Raw genomic sequence first — 21,192 nt, forward strand, 5'->3', positions numbered from 1 at the left:
GCTTACTTATATTCTGTTGTTGAAACCGATTGTTGAAACGGCTGTTGAAACAGATTGATGAGATAGTCTGTTTGCGCCTGATCAGTAAAGCTAAAGCGAATCGCCTTATTCAGACGAGGATCGTTATAGCTTCTAGCGATTACGCCAGCGGTTGTGAGCATTTGTTGCACCTGCGCTTTGTCATCAAACTCTGCGAGCAGATAGTTACCATGTGCTTTGATAACGTTGGCGCCATAATCGCATAATGTTTCTGCCAACCTTAATCCCTGTTGCTTCATTACATTAACCTGTTGCCTCATGGTTTCAAGGCCACTGGTGTTCAGGGCTTTGATAGCGAGTTCGCTCACAGGAAGTGGCACTGGATAAGGAGCAATGACTCGCATGCAAATGTCGATAATGTCAGGATTTGCCAACATAAAACCACAGCGCGCACCAGCTAAGGAAAACGCTTTTGATAAGGTGCGAAGCACCACAAGATTTGCATAGCTGGCAACTAAATCGGCCACACTGTACTCTGGGCTAAACTCAATGTAAGCCTCATCGACAACCACGATAGCGTTTTGGCAGCGCTCGATAACTTCGATGATTTTACTTCTTGGGATCACACTGCCTGTGGGATTGTTTGGGTTACAGATAAATACCAGCTTAGCGCCACTGACTTGAGTTAGGTAATCAGTGGGGAGCTGAAAATCATCTGTTAGTGACAGCGCTTTTACCCCAACATTGAAGGTTTGGGCACTGATGGCATACATGCCATATGTTGGGCCGAAGGTTGCGATGCTATCTTGCCCTGGTACACAGAAGGCACGAATTAGCAGCTCAATCGCTTCGTCGGCGCCGCGGCTTGTGATAATGCTGTTCTCATTTACACCACTATATTGGCTATACGCACGTAATAATGCAGGTGGCTGGCACTCAGGGTAACGGTTGAGGCCGACTAGTTCACTATTGTTAAAGGGGGATTCATTGGCATTGATCCAGATATCCCCCTGGCCGCCAATACGTCTTGCTGATTGATAAACCTGTAACGCTAATAGTTCCGGTCTCGCGAGACGCTGCGCCAAATTCAGCTTGCTTGACGTTGTCTCTAAACTTGACTCTGAACTAGTGTATGAAGTTATCCCTGAAGTTATCATAGCGCCTCCTTAATCGAGTTCGCTTTATCTGCGCCCTTGCTGGCGAACTCTTCGTTATCTACATTAGCGTCAAGGCTGGCAATTCGAACTGCAATGGCATTCTTGTGTGCATCAAGTTGTTCAGCTGCCGCCAGTATCATCACGCTATCAGCAATAGTTTCTAGCCCTTGAGCGGTGAGCTCTTGTACGGTAAATCGGCGGCTGAAATCTGCAAGTGATAAGCTCGACACGGTTTTGCTGTAACCATACGTGGGTAATACATGATTCGTGCCGCTGGCATAATCGCCCACAGACTCTGGTGTATAGGGGCCCAAAAATACTGAACCCGCAGCCCGAATATTGGCTAATACTTGTCGTGGCTGCTCAGTTTGTATGATTAAGTGTTCAGGTCCATATTGATTAGAAACCGCTGCAGCCATGGCCATATCGTTCACTATAATGGTGCGGCTGCTAGTAAGGGCCTTTCTGGCAATATCTGCACGTGGCAGCTGCGCCAGTTGCTGCTGCAAAGCTTGATTTACTTTTTCTGCAAGTAAGTTTGAATCGGTGACTAACATGACTTGTGAGTCCGCGCCGTGCTCGGCTTGTGATAAAAGATCGGCTGCAACAAATTCAGGGTTAGCCTCGGCATCGGCAATGATGAGCACTTCCGATGGGCCGGCAGGCATATCAATGCTCACTGTACAGCGGTTGTCTTGACTGACGGCGCGCTTGGCTTCGGTCACAAAGCGATTACCTGGGCCAAAAATCTTATCTACTTGCGGAACTGACTCGGTACCAAATGCTAATGCGGCAATAGCTTGGGCGCCACCCACTTGATAGATCTCTTCAATACCACACTCTTTTGCCGCATAAATGATGGCATCATTAATCGGCGGTGGGCTCACGAGTACGCGCTTGTTACAACCGGCAATGTTAGCGGGGAGGGCTAACATGAGCACGGTTGAAATAAGCGGCGCAGTGCCTCCAGGAATATATAGGCCAACACGTTCGATAGGCTCAGAGCGTAGCTCGCAGCGGATCCCGGCTTGAGTTTCTAGATCAATACTTGGCTGAACTTGTGCGTTGTGGAAGGTCTCAATGTTGGCCTTTGCTTGAGCAATAGCTTGTTTTACCTCGGAAGAAACCTTGGCACAGCTCTGCTCGATATCGGTATTCGACAACCTTAAGTTATCGATACTGACACCATCAAATTTCTGATTAAATTCAAATAACGCCTTATCACCACCCGTGACGACGGCATTAATGATATCTGCCACACTCTGCTCGAGACCGTTATCACCTATGAGTGGTGAGCGCTCAAGTGCTTTAGTTTGAACTTGAGAGTCGAGAGTTTGCCAATTGAGGATCTGCATGACTCTACCCCATCATTTTTTCAATAGGCATAACAAGAATTGAGCTGGCGCCCAGTTGCGTTAATTGCTCCATAGTGTCCCAGAACAAGTCTTCGGTGCTAACGGCGTGAATTGCAACACGATTGGTATCGTCGTTAAGTGGCAGCACGGTCGGATTTTCTGCGCCAGGAAGCAGTGCAACAATTTGTTCTAAGGTTTCTGTTGGTGCGTGTAGCAAGATGTACTTACTCTCTTTAGCACGTACAACGCCATTGATCCGAGACAGTATTTTGTTTATTAGAGCTTGTTTATCATCTGGCTGTGATTGGGTTGATTGAATGATGCAAGCCATTGAGCGGTAGATAACTTCTGTTTCATATAAACCATTTGCTTCAAGCGTTGCTCCGGTAGAAACCAAGTCACAAATACCGTCTGATAAGCCTGCTCGCGGGGCAACTTCAACTGAGCCTTTAAGCATGCAATCACGGTAATTAATGCCTTTTTCCTGCATGTAGCGGCGTAACAAGTTAGGGTAAGAGGTCGCGATTCGAAGCCCTTCTAATGAGCTGGCATCTTGATAGTTAAATTCAGTCGGTACGGCTAGTGATAGGCGGCAAGCACCAAAATCAAGCTCACGTAATTTGATGCACTCGGCAGGTTTACCAAGGCTGTTGCGCTCTATCTGTTCTTCTTCTAGAACGTTCTCGCCAATAATGCCTAAGTCGACAACACCGTCCATCACAAGGCCAGGAATATCATCATCACGTACACGTAATAGATCGATTGGCATATTGTCCGAGTGGGCGATTAGACGCTGCTCGTTGACATTAAATTTAACGCCGCAACTTTTAAGTAACTTTTGTGACTCTTTTGATAAACGACCCGATTTTTGGATTGCGATACGTAATCTTGTTGTCTCTGACATGGAATACTTCCTTTTCGTTAATTTAAAAATTCTTATAAAACAATTCGTTAAGATAAAACCAAAAAACCCTTGGAATTCCTTCCAAGGGTTTTTGATATTTTTAAATCAACCGCCGGAAGGAAATAGTCCTCCGGCAGTGAGCTTCCGAAGGCTACCGCATATGGTGATGATGATGCATAGTGTTCAAAAGCTGTGTCATATTCGTTTCTCTCAATCTGTCTCTATGGGCCAAGTGGCCTGTAATGATTAAATGCTTACTGTGTTAAGCGATTCGTTAACCATTTTGTTATCTTGCTATTTAAATTAATCAGTTTTAAAAATGATTGCAACCTCTTATTTAGGCTGATGAGCAAACTTCATCTAAATGTCGCTATTTTTCAGTTTTACTGCTTAATGACGGTTTTGAACCTTATCTGTTCTTAATTTAGAACAATCAATCGTTCAGGGATGAGACTCTTTAAATCGTAGGCAAAGGGGAATTTACCTTGAACTTGCTTTTAACTTACAAACAAAAGCTAATCTTGGATATTGATTTAAGATAAACTGCCATGCATTTTTATACCCAAAAAGAATTTGAAGATGCTAATTGGGCCTTTATCTTGAAGTCATTTGGCTATATCACTAACACATTGATTAAAGGTTTAATCACTCTTGACCAGTAAACTAACACAGCAAGTCGCGGCTGCATTTTCAAACGATGGTGTATTGGCACAGTCAATTAAAGGTTATAGCTGCCGTGATGTGCAGGTCACTATGGCCAAAGCGGTGACTGAATCTATCAGTAGTTGCAATAACTTGGTGGTAGAGGCCGGGACTGGTGTGGGCAAGACCTTTGCTTATCTTATTCCAGCTTTATTGAGTGGCAAGCAGGTGATTGTTAGTACAGGCAGTAAGAACTTACAAGAGCAGCTATTTTACAAAGATCTCCCTGCATTATTATCCATGCTTGAGCTCACTCCTAAGGTTGCGCTACTCAAGGGCCGTAATAACTATCTGTGCCAACATCTAATGGCAAAAGAGCTATCGGGTGCCAGCTCGATGGATCCTCAAGTGTTAGATGACTTACTGCGCATAAACCAATGGGCAGGGCAGACCACTGACGGTGATATTGGTGGATTAACCTCGGTTACGGAGAGTTCTCAGGCTTTACCTCTGATAGTCAGCGCCAAAGAAACCTGCATTGGTCAACGCTGTGATCACTATGATGACTGTTTCACCCGTAAAGCCCGTAATCGAGCGATGGATGCACGCGTCATTGTGGTTAATCACCACCTTTTTTTAGCCGATCGAATTTTAAAAGAGACCGGCTTTGCCGAGTTACTACCTGATTCTGATGTGGTTATTTTTGATGAAGCGCATCTATTGCCTGATATCGCCGTCACTTATTTTGGCCAGCAGTGCTCTACACGGCAACTCTCTGATTTATTTGATAAGTTGATTGAGATTTATCGGCTCGAACTTAGAGATGCTAAACAGATAGAGCTGTTAAGTGCCCGATGCGCTGCAATGTTAAATGAGTGGCATCAAATGCTATTTAATATTGGTGATACTGACTGGCGCCGTTTATTGGCCAACAAAGCGTTATCAGTACTTTCATGGGGCCTGCTCAAAGAGATTAAAGTATTACAACAGTTATTATTAGGCCATGTTGGTCGTAGCGATAATTTAGATGATGAGATAGAAAAATTGCAGGTGCTCGCTAATAAATTAGAGCTATTTTTCTTATGTGAGAACAATCAAGCTGCTTATAGTATCGACTACGGCCACCGCTATTTGGTGCTGCGCATTGCGCCAATCGATGTTGCAAAAGAGTGCCGTAAATTGTTTGAGTCTAACCTTGCTTGGATATTTACCTCGGCAACGTTACAAATTAATCGCGACTTAAGCCTATTCACTCGTCAGCTTGGCCTAGGCAAGTGCCAAGAAATATTGCTAGAAAGCCCTTTTGACTACCAGAACAATGCGCTTTTTTGCGTGCCAAGACATCTAGCGAGTGTCAATAATCATCATGTGGCATTAAACCAGTTTGTCGATGTTTGCGTTAAAGCCATTAATGCCGCTAAAGGTCGAACCTTTATATTATTCACTAGCCATAGAATGTTGAATTTGGTGGCGCCAGCACTTCAACGCCGAGTCTCTTACCCGCTACTTGTGCAAGGGCAGGCTAATAAACAGAGCTTATTAAAAAAGTACCGCCAACTTGGTAATGCTGTGCTACTAGGAACGGGGGCCTTTTGGGAGGGAGTAGATGTTCGTGGGCGTTTATTAAGCTGTGTGATTATCGATAAACTGCCTTTTGTCTCGCCCGATGACAATCTGTTTCGTGCTCGCAGCGAAAGCATTGAGCGTGAGGGCAAAGATGCATTTAGCGAGATCTCACTGCCGCAAGCGGTGATCACTCTAAATCAGGGCGTAGGGCGTTTGATCCGAGATGAAAAAGATAAAGGCGTACTCATTTTATGCGACAACCGTATCGTCAATAAGCCCTACGGACAGGCATTTTTAAATTCATTACCGCCAATGTCTCGTACTCGTGATTTAGACAAGGCGACAGACTTCTTAGCAAAGATTAAGTAGCGCAGATTAAGTGATGAATAAAATAATAAAATAAATGCTGGTAAGTAAGATCAACGCTAATAAGCAGCGGCGTCTGTAGAGTAAGCCCTTATCGTTAAGTAAGCTTGGAAAGAGTAAAAAATTCAAAGGATTAAACAGGGTTTTATAACTGATTACAGCCACTCCCGGGCTGCGACCTCGATACAGCATCTTAGAAAAGTAATACAGGAAGCGAAACAGTAACACCGGAAAGCTAATATAGATGAGTAAGGTTAGCGTTAGCTCTACAGTCATCTCAAACTCGGAAAATGTTAGCATCAAGCCCCTATGCCAGGCTTCTTGCAAGCTATTGGAAAACCAAATCAGCATAAATGCGGTCATCAACATAGAAAAAACGATAAACAGCAATGAGTAACGAAATAGACGAAACCAATCTATAGTGATCTGTCGCATTAACCCTCCTCAAGCTTGTCATGTTCGACTCCATTGCAAACAGACTTTAACTGCCTTAATTGGATTGAGTACGTCCTTTTACCCTTCCATATAAATTTAGAACAGTTTGTTCTGCTAGGAAAAGTTTTACTTAGCTTTATTTCAACGCAGCTAGAAGCTTGAAGGTGAGTTCTTTTACCTACTGGCTAGTAAATGATACCAATCGTACTAAATATGTGACCAGTTCAGAGCCTCTCAGGATTTTCAATTCAAGGCGCATTGATGAAGAAATGGTTATTCCCTTTTAAGTTAGTGCAACGCAGAAGTGGAATACTTGAGAGGCTCACGTAGTGCGGGTTTCAAAGTCCTGTATACTGCGTAAGATGCTCTCGATATAGAATAACTATTAGCTTCAATCATCCGCCTTGCCTACAGGGCTTTGAATTCCCGCTGAATGATCACATATTTAATGTGATTGGTATGAGCACCTTAATCACCCAATGATTATAAGGTTGGTGAAAGCAGGGAGATAAGCAAAAGTATTTTATCTATAAGGCTTAATGCCACCGTATTAGTTAGGGTATAATTACTGAAGTAACATTACCTAACGTGCTGTCGCTATACTATTTAGTTAGCGTGAATCATCACGTCCTAGGTGAGCCTTGAGTTTTAACGTTTATTGAGATGTGATAGATGTTAACCGATTTAAATCGCATAAATAATAAGTTTGGTAAGTAATTCATGACAGATAAATCTAATGAAACGATGCAGTTGAGCATTTTAGCGCTCGATACCTGTACTGAGTCGTGTTCAGCAGCGGTTAGCCATCAAGGTGCAACGTACAGCGAACAAGCAGATGCACCGCGTGAACATAGTCAACGTTTGTTACCTATGGTTAAGTCGGTTTTGTCTGAAGCGAACTTAGCACTGCAAGATGTCGACGTGATTGCTTATGGCAGAGGCCCTGGCAGTTTTACTGGCATTCGTATTTGTACCAGTATTACTCAAGGTTTGGCGCTTGGCCAAGAGTTGCCAGTTATTGGTATTTCAACATTAGCGGCTATGGCTCAATCGGCAATTGAAGAAGGAGCCTGCCAAGTTCTAGCTGCTATTGATGCACGAATGGGAGAAGTTTACTGGGGCCAATACATTGCAGTCGATGGCTTAGCGACGTTAGTGAACGAAGAAGTCGTCAGTGCACCTGAGGCTATAGTGCTAAGCTTAGATTTAACTTTGCCTGTTGTTGCTTGTGGTACTGGCTTTGATGCTTACCCACAAATACTCGAACAGGCACCGAATATGAGTATTTGTGAAAAAGCCAAGTTCCCTGAAGCTAAATATATGCTAGCGCTTGCTCGTGATGGTGTCAGTAAGGGGCACAGTACTACAGTTGATGAGTTAACTCCGGTTTATCTTCGTGATACAGTGACTTGGCAAAAACTGCCGGGTAGAGAGTAATCTTAAAACGCGAGCCCTGTATATTAGCGAACTAGAATTTTTGTTCTATATTGAGATTGACGCTAAAGCAGGTACATTAAGGACGATTTGATGCAGATTAATTCAAGCCAGCTTACAACGACTCATGCTGCAGCTAATGCAACAAGTCGGGTTGAAGTTAACAAGTCGGTTGCTTCAAACCAGACTAGTGCTTTGGCTTCTGGTGCTATTGAGGCGTCTGGGTTAATCAAAGCGCAGCAATCGTTCACGATTAATGATTATCAAGAAGACGAGCTAGCGTTACAGTCGAGATTAGGTGCCCATGTGGAGTACGAGAACCATACGGGTGGGCATCGCGGCGCTGTGGCGGAGTATTTAGTCAATCAACATGCTGCTAAGCGGGAAGAGATTAAACAGATGGTTGGGATAGATACCTATGCATAAGTCTCAATTTCATTCCAGTACGCAATCTGGTGCTCAATCAGGCTCCCAATACAGTAATAGCATGCCATCGTCAGGCGCCCCTGGGCGTACTCGCTTCTTACTCGAACTCTTTATCGCATTTATGGTCACTCGATTGCCTTTTGTTAGCGTACCTTTCAAATGGTTAGAAAGTTATTTCCATGAACTCTCTCACGGACTTGCTACGATAATCTCTGGCGGCATAGTGAGTCATATAGAACTGTTTCCCAATGGAGCGGGTCTATGCTTTAGTCAAGGAGGCTGGCCTATCCTCATCGGCTTTGCGGGCTATTTTGGGGCGGCGCTCTGGGGCTATTTGATCTTTATGTTCGCCACTTGGCCAAAAGGGATCCGCCTGAGTTTCGGATTACTTGGCGGCGTTGTAGTGCTAACGATTATACTCTGGGCTCGAGATCTATTGACTGTCGCCATTCTGGCGAGTTTAGCCGTGCTATTTTTGTTGCCTTTAAAACTTAAACAAAACCGTTTCCTAGCCAGTGGTCTGCGGGTGATGGCATTGATGATAATCTTAAATGCATTGGCTAGCCCTATGGTGTTGTTAGGGCTTGAAGGGCAGGGCGATGCCAATATGCTCGCGGGCGAAAGTTGGCTACCTGCTTGGTTCTGGGTGTTCGTTTGGCTAGCAACAAGTGCTTTCATGCTCTATTTATGTTGGCGTCGAGTCGATGGTGCAGCTTCGCGTTTATCTAAGTCGAAGTGATCTTTAGACTTATCAGTTAATTTCTTACTCAAATAGTAAATTGTAAATCTCTGTTTATACGGGTTGGTTTTTTGTTAACCGACTGCTAGGTTGATGGCTGTCAACTTAGGGAGATTTATAATGAAAAAGAAAATGTTAACGGTAAGTATTTTGCTCGCAAGCACTTGTAGCTTATCGTTATTAAGCACAACGGCAATTGCCCATGTTCATCAAAACACTTCTCTAGAATCCGCTATTACTAGTGATTTTAGACAGGCTAAAAATACTACTCGCGATGAGTATCGTCACCCAGAGCAAACCCTCACCTTCTTTGATATCCAACCTTCCGATACCGTTATTGAGCTTTGGCCTGGCGGTGGGTGGTATGCTGAAATTATCGCGCCCTATTTAGCCGATAAAGGCCAATATATTGCGGGAAATTTTGATACTAATCCAGCCGATGAGAAGGCGCGTAACGGCTATCGTCCTAAAGCGGGTAAGAGCTTTGAAAAGTGGCTCGAAGATAATAGTGCCAAGCTAGGTAGTGCCAGTACTGTCACCTTTGATCCCCCTGCTTACTATGTAATGGGAGCAGACAATAGTGCCGATGCAGTGCTCACCTTCAGAAACTTGCATAACTGGGCGATGAAGGGTTATCTAGAGCCTGTATTTGACTCAGCTTATAAAGTCTTAAAGCCCGGTGGAATCTTTGGTATCGTTGAGCATCGTTCTAATCCCGGAATGGATGTGAAAACGGGGTATATGAGTCAAGCGGAGGTAATAAAACTTGCCGAAAAAGTTGGCTTTACACTTGTCGCCAGTTCAGAAATCAATGCCAATGCAAAAGACACTAAGGATTATCCAAAGGGCGTTTGGACACTTCCTCCAAGACTTGCCCTTGATGAACAAGATAAACAAAAGTATCTCGCGATAGGTGAAAGCGATAGAATGACGCTGAAATTTATCAAAAAGTAAGAGTAGAGATGCGCTTAGCCTGCGATCCCGATAATGAAATAACGATTAAGTTGCCCCATATCACGTTAGCGGCACGATTATGGGGGGCGCAAGACAAGCCCGTGATTCTTGCATTACATGGTTGGTTAGATAACGCTAATAGCTTTGAGCCATTGAGCCAATATTTAACCGATTATCAAATCTTAGCGGTAGATTGGCCTGGGCATGGTGCATCGCAGCATCGCCCTGGTGCCTATCCTCTGCATTGGGTAGACTATCTCTATGATTTAGATGCTCTGCTTGAAGCACTGCCTATTGAGCAAAAGCCCCATGCTATTTTAGGTCATTCATTGGGCGGTATTATCGCCTCGGCTTATACCGCAGCATTTCCTGATAAAGTCAGTAATTTGTTGTTGATTGAAGCGCTCTCGCCGCTGTATGAGGGTGAGTCAAAATCAAAAAAACGCCTACAAAATAGCTTTTCAGATCACAGGCGTTATCTCTCAAACTTGGCAAAGCCTGTAAAGTTCCATCGGGATATTGCCCTAGCAGCTTATGCACGGCACAAATTAACGGCACTAGACCTGCAATGGTGCGAATTATTGACTCAGCGCAATATGCAAAACCTTGATTCTGGGGTATGCTGGCGCAGTGATCCTCGCTTAAAATTAGATTCCCCTTTAAGACTGACTTATTCTCAAGTCGATGCCTTAATGCAAGCCCATAAAGTCAATACTCTATTAATTTCTGGTAGCCGAGGTTTCCCCCAGTTACGAGAAGCGATCCCAATGGCGAATCGCTGGTTTGACCAATTACAAACAATAGAGCTTGAGGGCGACCATCACCTTCATATGGGGAATGCTGAAAAGGTGTCTGCAGCGATCCGTGCTTTCTTAAATAGATAAGCAGAAAAAGAGACTAGGTTTTTTGTTTCATTTATGTGATGATAATCAAAATTTAAACGCTCGTATGATTTAATGCGTGCTCAATAAATATAAAGAATAGACAGTGTTTTAGCTTGCTTATTGGCAAGCTGCTAACGACCATAGCGGGTTTGTTTTCACCGCAGGTGGAGATATTAGGAGATTTTTGTGGACCAACTTTGGATTAATAATCTACCAGATGATGTGCCTTCTGAAATTGATGTAGAACAATATGCATCGCTTGTCGACTTGTTCGAAACTTCAGTGGCTAAGTATGCGGATCAACCAGCATTTGTGAATATGGGGGCGACCCTGACTTACCGCAAACTGGAAGAGCGAAGCCGAGCTTTTGCAGCCTACCTCCAAAATGAGCTAAAGCTGAATAAAGGTGACCGTGTCGCGATTATGATGCCAAACCTTTTACAATATCCCATCGCATTATTTGGTATTTTACGTGCGGGCATGGTGGTCGTGAACGTCAACCCACTGTATACCCCACGTGAGCTTAAGCACCAACTAACAGATTCAGGTGCCAAAGCGATCGTCGTGGTGTCAAACTTCGCACATACATTAGAGAAAGTGGTTGATGACACTCCTGTTGAAAGCGTTATTTTAACTGGGCTCGGCGACCTATTAAGCGCACCTAAACGTACCGTAGTTAACTTTGTTGTTAAGTACATCAAGAAAATGGTACCTAAGTACCATTTGCCACATGCTATCTCTATGCGTAAGGCCTTATCTAAAGGTCGACGTTTGCAGTATGTTAAGCCTGTCGTGAAGAGGGAGGATTTAGCCTTTTTACAGTACACAGGTGGAACGACGGGTGTATCTAAAGGTGCCATGCTGAGCCATAGCAACGTTGTGAGTAACCTTTTACAGGCTGATGCTGCCTATGGTCCTTTGCTTGATAATGGTAAAGAGTTCGTTGTTACCGCGCTGCCGCTATATCATATCTTTGCATTAACAGTTAACTGCTTACTGTTTATTCATAAGGGTGCTAATAACTTACTTATCACCAATCCTAGAGATCTACCTGCCTTTATTGGTGAGTTAGAGAAGCATCCGTTTACGGTATTAACTGGCGTTAACACCTTGTTTAATGCGTTAGTTAACAACGAGGACTTCGGCAAGCTGAATTTCTCAGAGCTTAAGCTGTCGATTGGTGGCGGGATGGCTGTGCAGCGTGCTGTCGCTGACAAATGGCAAGGCTTAACGAAAACCCGCTTACTAGAAGGATATGGTTTGACTGAGGCGGCGCCACTTGTGACGTGTTGTCCATATAACCTCGGTGGTTATAACGGCTCAATCGGCTTCCCTGTTGCTAATACCGATCTGCAAGTTCGTGATGACGACGGTAACGTACTGGCACAAGGTGAAACTGGCGAGTTATTTGCTAAAGGGCCACAGGTGATGGCCGGTTATTGGCAGCGCCCTGAAGAAACGACTCTCGTTATCGATAAAGATGGCTATTTAGCGACAGGCGATATTGGTTACATGGATGAACAAGGTTATTTCTTTATCGTTGACCGCAAGAAAGACATGATCTTAGTGTCTGGCTTTAACGTTTTCCCGAATGAAGTGGAAGAAGTCGTAGCCTTGCACTCTAAAGTGATTGAAGTCGCGGCCGTTGGTGTACCTCATGAAGTATCTGGCGAGTTAGTTAAGGTATTTGTTGTCGCAAATGACAAATCTTTGACCAAAGAGGATGTAATCAAGCATTGTCGTGTGCATTTGACGGGCTATAAAATTCCTAAGCTGGTAGAATTTAGGGATGAACTACCTAAAACCAACGTAGGTAAAATTTTACGTAGGGAATTGAGAGATGAGGTCAAGCAAGCCTAACCTCATTAGTCATTAAGTGGTGATTGCCACTTGTGATTACAAAAAAGCCGGCGATCGCCGGCTTTTGCATATTTATGGAGTAGACAACTTTGTTAGTGTTTCAATATATTGAAGATGATGCCAGTTTAGCGGCCCTTGTAGAGCAATACCAAGAAGCTGATTTATTGGTGCTAGACACAGAATTTGTTCGTACTCGCACCTATTATGCAAGACTAGGTCTTATCCAAGCCTATGACGGTAAAACCCTAGCGTTGATTGACCCGTTAGCCGTGAGTAATCTTGAGCTATTTTGGCAGCTTCTTAATAAAGAGAGTAGCGTAAAGTTGCTACATTCTTGCAGCGAGGACTTAGAAGTCTTTGCCCGTTATGGCCAATGCCAGCCAACTAATTTATTTGATAGCCAAATTGCTGCCGGTTTAGCAGGCATGGGACACGGTTTAGGTTACGCAAAATTGGTTGAGCAAACTCTAGAGGTGAGTCTAGATAAAGGCGAGTCTCGCACCGACTGGCTGAAGCGACCGTTGACTGAAGCGCAGCTGAATTATGCCGCCAATGACGTGTATTATCTTTATAAGCTGTATCCTCAATTAGTCGATAAGCTCAAAGAGCAGGGCAGACTAGACTGGGTGTATGAAGAAGGCGTTCGCATGACTCAGGGGCGTTTAGATACGCCTGATCCCGATCTTGCTTATTTAAAGGTTAAAAATGCCTTTCAGTTGACATCAAATCAACTCGCAGTTTTAAGAGATTTAGCTAAATGGCGTATGCAGCGTGCTTTACAAAAAGATCTTGCACTGGGCTTTGTTGTCAAAGATCACGCATTAATTGGCTTGGCAAAAAAACTCCCTAAGACGAGTAATGATCTTTATAAGCTGACGGAACTGACCGAGCAAGAAAAACGTATTCATGGTAAGGAGCTTATTAAGCTTATTGCCAATGTGAGCTATGACAACCCACCTAAACCTTTAGATGTGATAGCACTTAAAACGGGTTATAAAGTGGCTTTTAAGAGCATCAAAAACTGTATTACAGAGCAAGCTGAGGCAAAAGAAATCCCGATTGAACTATTGGGGTCTAAAAAGTATATCCACGAATATTTGGAGTGGGTATGGGCTAATAAGCAAGGCGATAAGCCGCTTATTCTTACCGGTTGGAGAGAAGCTATTGTCGCAGAGGCTTTAGCTGCGCTGAAACTGTAGTCATTTAAGTTTAAACTATCTACAAAAATGCCCGCATAAGCGGGCATTTTTATTAGCAATAACAAAGTTATTTAGCTTTGTTCTGGCAAAGTGACGTTAAGCTCAAGCACTGAAAAATTGTCGTCGGTTTGTTCAAGTTGAACAGAGACTTGATCTGGACCAACTTGCACATACTTACGGATCACCTCGATGATCTCTTGTTTCATCTGAGGGAAGTAATCTGGAGCACCGCGTTCTCCCCGTTGATGTGCCACAATAATCTGCAGTCGTTCCTTTGCTGTAACCGCAGTACTCGGTTCTTTTTTCGTTTTAAAATAATCGAGAAGAGACATAAGTTAGCTACCAAAAATTCGTTTTAAGAAACCTTTCTTCTCTTCCGTAAGAAATCGGAAAGGCAGTTCTTTACCTAATAACCTTTCTACAGCATCGCTGTAGGCCATACCTGCATCGCTTTCTTGATCAATAATGACAGGTACACCAGAGTTAGAGGCTTTTAATACGGCTTGTGATTCAGGGATCACGCCAAGTAATGGGATAGCTAAGATCTCTTCAACATCTTGTACACTTAGCATTTCGCCAGTTGTTACGCGAGCGGGTGAGTAACGAGTCAGTAGTAGATACTCCTTAACTGGCTCCAAACCTTCCTCTGCACGCTTTGATTTGCTCTGTAACATTCCTAAAATACGGTCTGAATCGCGCACCGAGCTGACTTCAGGGTTGGTTGTTACAATAGCGATATCTGCAAAATACAGTGCCATCATAGCACCGGTTTCAATACCCGCAGGCGAGTCACAAATAATGTATTCGAAATCTTTGGCTAGGTTCTCTAAAACCTGGCCAACCCCTTCCTTGGTTAAGGCGTCTTTATCACGGGTCTGCGAAGCGGGTAATACGAATAGCTGCGGACAGCGCTTATCTTTGATCAAAGCTTGATTAAGATTTGCTTCACCATTAATAACATTGACAAAGTCATAAACCACACGACGCTCACAGCCCATGATTAAGTCTAAGTTACGTAGACCAATATCAAAATCGATAACCACGGTTTTATGGCCTTTCATCGCAAGACCTGTAGCAATTGCAGCACTTGAGGTGGTTTTACCCACGCCACCTTTACCCGATGTGACAACAATAATTTGCGCCATTTATAATAATCCTTTCAATTTTGCGCTCTTACAGAGGCAATGATTCAACCGTAAGCGATTCGCCCTCTAGGCGAATACAACCGCTTAGAGCGGCTCCGTTTTGCTGAAGATTTTCAGTTAACCAGTATTGACCTGCAATCGATACCAGTTCTGCTTCAATTTTTTGTGCCATGATAACAGCGTGTCTATCGCCACCAGCGCCAGCCATCGCTTTCCCACGCAATGTACCGTATATATGGATACTGCCATCGGCTATCACTTCAGCACCGTTACCCACTGCGCCGACAATAATCAAATCTGCATTCTTGGCATAGATTTGCTGCCCTGAGCGGACATTTTGTTTGACGATTTTGGTCGTTTTGGGCATTTGCGGTTGTGAAGTCGCTTCTTTACCTGTTTTAACGGTCGCGAGACCAATGGATTTCGCTTGTTTAGTCAGTTCTGGGCACGCACTGGTTATGCCAACAATAATCAATTGGCGATTGGTTAATATCTCTTTCAAACCCAATATGTCAAAATCAGTGGCTTGTATGGCGCTAAGATTAACCACTAAAGGCGCACCAAGAAAAAACTGTGGTGCAATGGCAAGCTTAGCATCTAACTCAGCTGCTATAACTGCCATATCATTACTGTTGATATGCAGTACAGAAAGAGTAAAAGAAGAGCCTTTTAATTCGAGGCTAGGTGTTTGCATTCCTGTATTGCTCTCTAGAAAAAATCAGCACAAAGCCGATATCCATTATATTCCTAACGGTCCATGGTATAGTGTGCTTTCGTAGCTGGCAAGTTGAATAGTTTGGAAATTGAGTCGTATATGATCTGTGCAGTGTATAAAAGCCGTAGAAAGGCAGAAAGTTACCTTTTCGTTGAAAAACGCAATGATTTTGAGCGAGTTCCTGAAGCATTAATGGACATGTTTGGTGAGCCACAGTTAGTGATGATGCTACCGATAGAAAAGCGTGATCATTTGGGCTTTGCAGATATTAAAAAAGTAAGATCTGAGCTAAAAGAAAAAGGATTTTATTTACAGTTACCGCCTCCTGTGGTTAATTTATTAGAACAGCATAAGAAAGAGATCGGTTTTAATCCTGATTAAAACAGGATTAGCACAGAAAAGGTGTAACAAGAGGGAATTTATGGTTTTAGGAAAACAGGTTCTAGCACTGGTTTGTTGTTTGAGTTTGTTACCAGTAGTTGCTTTCGCAGAAAGTGAGCCTAAAGCTCATTTCAGTGATTATGTCGTGTCTCTAAAACAAGAGGCGCTAGATAAAGGCGTTAGTCTGCAAACTGTTAACGATGTTTTTCCAAAAATTAAGATGTTTAAAAAAGCGTTGGCTTCAGATAAAAACCAGCCTGAAAACCAAGTTACCCTAGAAACCTACCTACCAAAAGTCGTGCCGCAATCTAAAGTAGATACGGCGCGGGCTTTATACAAACAACATTACCCTGAGCTTGAGAAGATAGGTAAACGCTATGGCGTGCAGCCGCGCTTCATAGTGGCGCTGTGGGGAGTCGAGTCTAACTTCGGTCAGTATGGTGGGGATTACCCTATTTTATCGGTAACCGCGTCTTTAGCCTATGAAGGTCGACGAGAAGCCTTTTTCCGTGAAGAGTTTTTTGCCGCATTAAAAATTGCGGAAAGGGAAGGCATTGCATTTTCTGAGCTCAAAGGCTCATGGGCCGGTGCAATGGGACAAACACAATTTATGCCAAGCTCCTATCTTACTTATGCGCAAGATGGTGATGGTGACGGTAAGAAAGATATCTGGACGAATACTAGTGATGTATTTGCATCGTTGGCTTATTATCTTCAGCAAACAGGCTGGAAAGCGTCTGAAACTTGGGGAAGGCAGGTTCGAGTACCTAAGTCATTCGAAACAGACTTGGCAGACTTAAAAACAAAGAAAAGTTTTAATCAGTGGCAAGAACTGGGAGTCAGGCGTTTTGATGGTAGTAACTTACCGAAACGCGATGATATGCAAGTTTCTATGGTCATGCCAGACGGGATCATGGGGCGAAAGTATTTGGTTTATGATAACTATCGCAGCTTGCTTCGCTGGAATAACTCAGATTACTTTGCCATTACCGTGGCTCATCTTTCAGAGAGGATTAAATATCCAGCAGTGATTTAACTTGGATAAAAACAGGTGTTATAGCAATACTGTTAATTTAAGCTTTTCGGTACGCTTCAGTTTTGTCCGCTAGAGTCACAAATCTTATTAATAATTTCACCTTAACGGTATTAGTTGGTTGAAGGCTAGTGCGTATAAGGGCGTGCGCGTTGTATAATCTCCGGCTAACCAATTTTAATGAGTGAATGGCTTAAGCATGGCGTTTTGGAATGAAAAAACCTTAGCACAGATGAGTACCCAAGAGTGGGAGTCATTATGTGATGGTTGTGGTAAGTGTTGCCTAAATAAATTAATTGATGATGAAACCGAGCAACTCTATTACACCAATGCCGCTTGTCTGTTACTCGATAATAAAGCGGGTCATTGTCAGAATTACGAACAGCGTTTTAGTTTTGTACCTTCGTGCACTAAGGTGACGGTTGATAATATTGAGTCATTGACTTGGCTTCCCGATAGTTGTGCATATCGTCGCTTGTTTATGGGGCGAGAATTACCGACTTGGCATCCGCTCAGAACGGGTTCGAAAGAAGCAATGATTTTGGCGGGTATGTCTGTTGCGGGTAAAGTCACCTGTGAAACTAAGATCCGTGATATTGAAGATCATATTGTACTCTGGCCAATGAAAGATGTTGAATAGCAAGAGTCGAAGATATAAAAAAACGCCTTATTAATTAGGCGTTTTTTTTATCTATTTAAGTCTTTGTTATCGTCGATAAACAGACCTTCTAACCAAGTTAGGCTGACTTCCTCAATGCTGGAATGAAGAAAATAGCTAACGCGAGCAAGTAACCACCAAAGGCGACAATCATCCATTGTCCCATCGTGACACCCATAAACTCCCAAGGAATATCAGAACACATGCCCGTAGGCATAAATAGTGATGGTAACCACTCATGAAGTTGTAACCAAGTTGGAAACTCTGGCAAATAAGAGCAGGTTGCAAATGGAGACGGGTTCATCTGCATATCTACAAGCTCCAGAGCAAGTTTTAAGCCCCAAGCAGCACTCACACTCCAAATAATCACTCCGACTGCACGAGCAATGCGATAGCGATAGCCAACAACACCGATTAAGCCTGCAAAGATCAATCCAAAGACCGCTACGCGTTGATAGATACACATGACACATGGGTCTAGCTTCATGACATGTTGGAAAAATAGGGCTGCCAATTCAAGTGCAACAGCCGATAACATCAGGATTAACCAAGCGGCTTTTGAGTGGGCAAAACGAGTGAGTGCATTCAACGATTGTGTCTCCATTGCAGATAAAAAAAACGCCCTATTGAATAGGGCGTTTTATATGACTAACTATTTGTTAGATAGTTCAGAAAATGCTTATCAATGTCCTGATACTACACTATCTGTGACGGCTTGAGCAGAGTGATGAATCAATAGTTGTGTATCATAAAAATACTGAGTCATCTGCTCTAGGGCGCCTAACTGGATTGCAAGAACACCCACGATAGATAATACGATAGTGTACGGTAGCGCCATCCATACCATTCTTCCGTAAGAAAGACGGATGAGTGGAGCAATCGCAGATGTTAGTAGGAATAGGAACGCAGCCTGACCGTTTGGTGTTGCAACAGAAGGTAGGTTAGTACCAGTGTTAATCGCAACCGCAAGTAGATCGAACTGATCACGAGTGATCTGGCCGTTAAGTAGCGCAGCTTTCACTTCGTTAATGTAAACCGTACCTACGAATACGTTATCACTCACCATTGAGAGTAGACCGTTGGCGATATAGAAGACCACTAACTGAGTGTTACCTTCATAGCTCAGTGCCCACTGAATTACAGGTGCGAACAGTTGTAGATCGATAATTACGGCTACGATGGCAAAGAAGACTGCTAATAACGCTGTAAATGGTAGCGCTTCTTCGAAGGCCTTACCCAGTGCGTGTTCGTTAGTGATACCGTTAAATGCCGTAGCAAGAATAATCACTGACAGACCGATTAAACCAACAGAAGCTAAGTGCAGTGCAAGACCTGCGATTAACCATACACCGATAAACGCTTGGACAAGAAGCTTAACTTTATCGTGCTTGGTGCGGTTTGCATCTTCATGAGCATCGTAATCGGATAGGATCTTATGAACCGCTTCTGGTAGTTGTTGCCCGTAGCCGAAGACTTTAAATTTCTCAACCAAGAAACAGGTGGTAACACCCGCAAAGAATACCGGTACAGTCACTGGCGACATGCGGATCGCAAATTCAGCGAACTGCCAGTTTGCTTGTGCTGCAATAATTAGGTTTTGTGGTTCACCAACCATGGTGCACACACCACCTAAAGCAGTACCAACACCAGCATGCATCAACAAGTTACGTAAGAAACCACGGAAAGATTCAAGTTCTTCTTCACATAGTTGTGGATGACCGTCAGAGGTATGATCGTGGCTGTCTGCAAAGCTCTTACCCGATGCCACTCTATGGTAAATAGAATAGAAACCAACGGCAACGGTGATAATAACCGCGATAACAGTCAGTGCATCTAAGAAAGCCGATAAGAAAGCCGAGGAAACACAGAACAACAAAGATACGTAAACTTTTGAACGAACCTTAGTGATCATCTTGGTAAACACGAACAGTAGTAACTGCTTCATGAAGTAGATACCAGCGACCATAAAGACCAGCAGTAATACGACTTCTAAGTTTGCTTCAATTTCATGTAGTACTTGGCTCGGTGACGTCATACCGATAGCTACAGCTTCAATCGCTAATAGACCGCCAGGTTGCAGTGGGTAACATTTTAGAGCCATAGCTAAGGTGAAGATAAACTCAACAACTAATAGCCAGCCCGCAATAAACGGATTAAAGTAAAATACGATTGGGTTGATCACCAAAAACGATATGATCGCGAGTTTGAACCACTTCGGTGAATTACCCAGGAAGTTGTCAAGAATCGCCCGACTCATTGTCACAGGCATGGAATCCTCTCTATTGATTTTCTATATTTACGAGTAGCAAACAAATTTGCATCGTATGCTACTAGCGATAATGAAAAGGTAAAAGCTTTTTTGATGAGTTAAACGGCCCATTATGACGAAACAGCTACCTATATCAAAAAAATATCAATTAAAACCCATTGTTAGCGTGAAAAATAAGCGCTTTGACAGTTTTATTCACATAGACATCGTCGAATAGCTCTGTTTTGGTTTTCATTTTTCGCGGCTCTGGTATGATCTGTATTAGAACAACACTAACAATTGGGTAGAGTAGGTTAATGATCATCAATGCTAAAGGTCCTGCAAGTTTTGCAGAGAAATATATTGTACGATCCATCTGGGAAAATAAGTTTCCGCCAGGCTCTATTCTGCCCGCAGAACGTGAGCTTTCAGAGTTGATTGGTGTGACCCGTACTACGCTACGTGAAGTATTACAGCGTTTGGCTCGTGATGGATGGTTGACTATTCAACACGGTAAACCGACCAGAGTAAATAATTTCTGGGAAACTTCAGGTTTAAACATCCTCGAGACCATTGCCGAGCTTAACCCTGACGGTTTCCCTGAACTAGTAGACCAATTGCTATCGGCACGAAGCAGTGTCAGTGCCATTTACTTTAGAGGCGCAATTCGCAATAGTCCTGATGAAGCCGTGGTCGCATTGGCTAATATCAATGAGCTTGAAGATACTGCACAGGCCTATGCTGACTTTGACTACGCGTTACAACACACCTTGGCATTTTCGTCAGGTAATCCACTTTATGTTTTGATCCTAAACGGATTTAAAGGCTTGTATAGCAGAGTGGGGCGTTACTATTTTTCAAGTGCTGAAGCTCGTGCCTTGGCGATGGATTTTTATAAGCAGTTGCAGCAACTTGCTATCGATAAAAACTACACCGATGTACCTGCGTTGATGCGTACATATGGGATCAATAGTGGTGTTATGTGGCAGAGTTTGCGTGATGATATGCCTGTAGAGTTAGGTCATTCAGATACGTAAGTCACATGAATCATCTGTTTTAAAAAAGAAAGCCATCGTTAAGATGGCTTTTTTGTTTTTAATGTTCTGGGCTAG

21 protein-coding genes and 1 other annotated feature are annotated in these 21,192 nt (G+C 43.4%); of the genes, 12 read left to right on the top strand and 9 right to left on the bottom strand.

What is annotated here, in order from left to right:
* Nucleotides 1–2: 2 nt before the first annotated feature.
* The 3 genes from hisC to hisG are packed head-to-tail and all read right to left on the bottom strand — an operon-like array spanning nt 3 to nt 3,395.
* Nucleotides 3–1,136: a histidinol-phosphate transaminase gene (gene hisC, locus SHAL_RS09435; protein WP_012276919.1), complete on the bottom strand. Its 1,134-nt coding sequence runs from the start codon at nt 1,134–1,136 to the stop codon at nt 3–5.
* Complete coding sequence (hisD, locus tag SHAL_RS09440) at nt 1,133–2,491, bottom strand: histidinol dehydrogenase (RefSeq protein WP_012276920.1); 1,359 nt, start codon at nt 2,489–2,491, stop codon at nt 1,133–1,135. The genes hisC and hisD overlap by 4 nt, the downstream gene beginning before the upstream one ends.
* A gap of 4 nt (nt 2,492–2,495) precedes the next feature.
* On the bottom strand, nt 2,496–3,395 hold the full coding sequence (gene hisG / locus SHAL_RS09445) for an ATP phosphoribosyltransferase (RefSeq protein WP_012276921.1): 900 nt from the start codon (nt 3,393–3,395) through the stop codon (nt 2,496–2,498).
* A gap of 57 nt (nt 3,396–3,452) precedes the next feature.
* Nucleotides 3,453–3,571 (bottom strand) — a sequence feature (His leader region).
* 475 nt (nt 3,572–4,046) lie between these two features.
* On the opposite strand from hisG, the gene yoaA reads away from it, so the two are divergent.
* Nucleotides 4,047–5,972 (top strand): DNA repair helicase YoaA, encoded by a 1,926-nt coding sequence (gene yoaA, locus SHAL_RS09455; RefSeq protein ID WP_012276922.1) that lies wholly within the window; start codon nt 4,047–4,049, stop codon nt 5,970–5,972.
* A gap of 6 nt (nt 5,973–5,978) precedes the next feature.
* On the opposite strand, the gene SHAL_RS09460 is transcribed toward yoaA, so the two are convergent.
* Nucleotides 5,979–6,404, bottom strand: coding sequence for a hypothetical protein (locus tag SHAL_RS09460; RefSeq protein ID WP_012276923.1), 426 nt, complete (start codon nt 6,402–6,404; stop codon nt 5,979–5,981).
* 720 nt (nt 6,405–7,124) lie between these two features.
* On the opposite strand from SHAL_RS09460, the gene tsaB reads away from it, so the two are divergent.
* The 7 genes from tsaB (at nt 7,125) to rnd (ending at nt 13,900) form a co-directional block, all read left to right on the top strand.
* Nucleotides 7,125–7,841: a tRNA (adenosine(37)-N6)-threonylcarbamoyltransferase complex dimerization subunit type 1 TsaB gene (gene tsaB / locus SHAL_RS09465; protein WP_012276924.1), complete on the top strand. Its 717-nt coding sequence runs from the start codon at nt 7,125–7,127 to the stop codon at nt 7,839–7,841.
* Nucleotides 7,842–7,931: 90 nt separating this feature from the next.
* Nucleotides 7,932–8,264 carry a hypothetical protein gene (locus SHAL_RS09470; RefSeq protein WP_012276925.1) on the top strand — a complete coding sequence of 111 codons (333 nt, stop codon included), beginning with the start codon at nt 7,932–7,934 and terminating at the stop codon, nt 8,262–8,264.
* Nucleotides 8,265–8,325: 61 nt separating this feature from the next.
* Nucleotides 8,326–9,003, top strand: a complete 678-nt coding sequence (locus SHAL_RS09475; RefSeq protein WP_398364951.1) for a M50 family metallopeptidase — start codon at nt 8,326–8,328, stop codon at nt 9,001–9,003.
* A 120-nt stretch (nt 9,004–9,123) separates the two neighbouring features.
* A complete protein-coding gene (locus tag SHAL_RS09480; protein WP_012276927.1) occupies nt 9,124–9,957 on the top strand; it encodes a class I SAM-dependent methyltransferase in 834 nt (277 codons plus the stop codon).
* 8 nt (nt 9,958–9,965) lie between these two features.
* Nucleotides 9,966–10,841 (top strand): alpha/beta fold hydrolase, encoded by an 876-nt coding sequence (locus SHAL_RS09485; protein WP_012276928.1) that lies wholly within the window; start codon nt 9,966–9,968, stop codon nt 10,839–10,841.
* 186 nt (nt 10,842–11,027) lie between these two features.
* Complete coding sequence (fadD, locus tag SHAL_RS09490; protein WP_012276929.1) at nt 11,028–12,701, top strand: long-chain-fatty-acid--CoA ligase FadD; 1,674 nt, start codon at nt 11,028–11,030, stop codon at nt 12,699–12,701.
* A gap of 89 nt (nt 12,702–12,790) precedes the next feature.
* Nucleotides 12,791–13,900 carry a ribonuclease D gene (gene rnd / locus SHAL_RS09495; protein WP_012276930.1) on the top strand — a complete coding sequence of 370 codons (1,110 nt, stop codon included), beginning with the start codon at nt 12,791–12,793 and terminating at the stop codon, nt 13,898–13,900.
* Between the two features lie 71 nt (nt 13,901–13,971).
* Here the strand turns inward: rnd and minE are convergent, their stop codons facing one another.
* The 3 genes from minE to minC are packed head-to-tail and all read right to left on the bottom strand — an operon-like array spanning nt 13,972 to nt 15,739.
* The gene (minE, locus tag SHAL_RS09500; protein ID WP_012276931.1) at nt 13,972–14,232 is read right to left on the bottom strand and encodes a cell division topological specificity factor MinE; all 261 of its coding nucleotides are present in this window, start codon (nt 14,230–14,232) and stop codon (nt 13,972–13,974) included.
* Between the two features lie 3 nt (nt 14,233–14,235).
* Entirely contained in the window at nt 14,236–15,045 is an 810-nt protein-coding gene (gene minD, locus SHAL_RS09505) for a septum site-determining protein MinD (RefSeq protein WP_012276932.1), read from the bottom strand.
* Between the two features lie 28 nt (nt 15,046–15,073).
* Nucleotides 15,074–15,739 (bottom strand): septum site-determining protein MinC, encoded by a 666-nt coding sequence (gene minC / locus SHAL_RS09510; RefSeq protein ID WP_012276933.1) that lies wholly within the window; start codon nt 15,737–15,739, stop codon nt 15,074–15,076.
* Nucleotides 15,740–15,859: 120 nt separating this feature from the next.
* On the opposite strand from minC, the gene SHAL_RS09515 reads away from it, so the two are divergent.
* The 3 genes from SHAL_RS09515 (at nt 15,860) to SHAL_RS09525 (ending at nt 17,814) form a co-directional block, all read left to right on the top strand.
* Nucleotides 15,860–16,141 carry a YcgL domain-containing protein gene (locus SHAL_RS09515; RefSeq protein ID WP_012276934.1) on the top strand — a complete coding sequence of 94 codons (282 nt, stop codon included), beginning with the start codon at nt 15,860–15,862 and terminating at the stop codon, nt 16,139–16,141.
* Nucleotides 16,142–16,181: 40 nt separating this feature from the next.
* Nucleotides 16,182–17,177 (top strand): lytic murein transglycosylase, encoded by a 996-nt coding sequence (locus tag SHAL_RS09520; protein ID WP_012276935.1) that lies wholly within the window; start codon nt 16,182–16,184, stop codon nt 17,175–17,177.
* A gap of 196 nt (nt 17,178–17,373) precedes the next feature.
* A complete protein-coding gene (locus SHAL_RS09525; RefSeq protein ID WP_012276936.1) occupies nt 17,374–17,814 on the top strand; it encodes a YcgN family cysteine cluster protein in 441 nt (146 codons plus the stop codon).
* Nucleotides 17,815–17,911: 97 nt separating this feature from the next.
* Here the strand turns inward: SHAL_RS09525 and dsbB are convergent, their stop codons facing one another.
* Nucleotides 17,912–18,421, bottom strand: coding sequence for a disulfide bond formation protein DsbB (dsbB, locus tag SHAL_RS09530; RefSeq protein WP_086020034.1), 510 nt, complete (start codon nt 18,419–18,421; stop codon nt 17,912–17,914).
* A 93-nt stretch (nt 18,422–18,514) separates the two neighbouring features.
* Nucleotides 18,515–20,101: a sodium/proton antiporter NhaB gene (gene nhaB / locus SHAL_RS09535; protein ID WP_012276938.1), complete on the bottom strand. Its 1,587-nt coding sequence runs from the start codon at nt 20,099–20,101 to the stop codon at nt 18,515–18,517.
* A gap of 296 nt (nt 20,102–20,397) precedes the next feature.
* On the opposite strand from nhaB, the gene fadR reads away from it, so the two are divergent.
* Complete coding sequence (gene fadR / locus SHAL_RS09540; RefSeq protein WP_012276939.1) at nt 20,398–21,117, top strand: fatty acid metabolism transcriptional regulator FadR; 720 nt, start codon at nt 20,398–20,400, stop codon at nt 21,115–21,117.
* Nucleotides 21,118–21,192 lie beyond the last annotated feature (75 nt).

Source organism: Shewanella halifaxensis HAW-EB4, from assembly GCF_000019185.1.
GTDB lineage: Bacteria > Pseudomonadota > Gammaproteobacteria > Enterobacterales > Shewanellaceae > Shewanella > Shewanella halifaxensis.

Coding starts and splice junctions, on each gene's coding strand:
- minE (WP_012276931.1), bottom strand. CDS start 14,232: ATGTCTCTTCTCGATTATTTTAAAACGAAAAAAGAACCGAGTACTGCG.
- SHAL_RS09480 (WP_012276927.1), top strand. CDS start 9,124: ATGAAAAAGAAAATGTTAACGGTAAGTATTTTGCTCGCAAGCACTTGT.
- nhaB (WP_012276938.1), bottom strand. CDS start 20,101: ATGCCTGTGACAATGAGTCGGGCGATTCTTGACAACTTCCTGGGTAAT.
- SHAL_RS09525 (WP_012276936.1), top strand. CDS start 17,374: ATGGCGTTTTGGAATGAAAAAACCTTAGCACAGATGAGTACCCAAGAG.
- SHAL_RS09485 (WP_012276928.1), top strand. CDS start 9,966: ATGCGCTTAGCCTGCGATCCCGATAATGAAATAACGATTAAGTTGCCC.
- hisC (WP_012276919.1), bottom strand. CDS start 1,136: ATGATAACTTCAGGGATAACTTCATACACTAGTTCAGAGTCAAGTTTA.
- SHAL_RS09515 (WP_012276934.1), top strand. CDS start 15,860: ATGATCTGTGCAGTGTATAAAAGCCGTAGAAAGGCAGAAAGTTACCTT.
- SHAL_RS09520 (WP_012276935.1), top strand. CDS start 16,182: ATGGTTTTAGGAAAACAGGTTCTAGCACTGGTTTGTTGTTTGAGTTTG.
- fadR (WP_012276939.1), top strand. CDS start 20,398: ATGATCATCAATGCTAAAGGTCCTGCAAGTTTTGCAGAGAAATATATT.
- tsaB (WP_012276924.1), top strand. CDS start 7,125: ATGACAGATAAATCTAATGAAACGATGCAGTTGAGCATTTTAGCGCTC.
- SHAL_RS09470 (WP_012276925.1), top strand. CDS start 7,932: ATGCAGATTAATTCAAGCCAGCTTACAACGACTCATGCTGCAGCTAAT.
- minD (WP_012276932.1), bottom strand. CDS start 15,045: ATGGCGCAAATTATTGTTGTCACATCGGGTAAAGGTGGCGTGGGTAAA.
- SHAL_RS09460 (WP_012276923.1), bottom strand. CDS start 6,404: ATGCGACAGATCACTATAGATTGGTTTCGTCTATTTCGTTACTCATTG.
- hisD (WP_012276920.1), bottom strand. CDS start 2,491: ATGCAGATCCTCAATTGGCAAACTCTCGACTCTCAAGTTCAAACTAAA.
- minC (WP_012276933.1), bottom strand. CDS start 15,739: ATGCAAACACCTAGCCTCGAATTAAAAGGCTCTTCTTTTACTCTTTCT.
- hisG (WP_012276921.1), bottom strand. CDS start 3,395: ATGTCAGAGACAACAAGATTACGTATCGCAATCCAAAAATCGGGTCGT.
- SHAL_RS09475 (WP_398364951.1), top strand. CDS start 8,326: ATGCCATCGTCAGGCGCCCCTGGGCGTACTCGCTTCTTACTCGAACTC.